Genomic DNA, 228 nt, shown 5'->3' with positions numbered 1-228 from the left:
GGATGACAGAAGCCATGGGAGTGTCCTGACAGATAGTGGAACGAAAGGGCGGCAGTCTGGTGAGGCTGTCACCATCTGTCAACCATATGATCTTATCTAAAGTTTACGGTGCGCTGGGCTGGCTGGGCTGGCAGATCCTGCCGTTGCGCTGCCTGGTCTGCGATTGTCCCGGCGAGGACGGCATGGACCTGTGCCGCGCCTGCCATCGGGCGCTGCCGTGGAACGACC

Origin of the sequence: Dryocola clanedunensis, assembly GCF_038405435.1 — a bacterium.
Taxonomy (GTDB): domain Bacteria; phylum Pseudomonadota; class Gammaproteobacteria; order Enterobacterales; family Enterobacteriaceae; genus Dryocola; species Dryocola clanedunensis_A.
The sequence above is the reverse complement of the archived record's forward strand: the minus strand, read 5'-3'. Positions refer to the sequence as shown.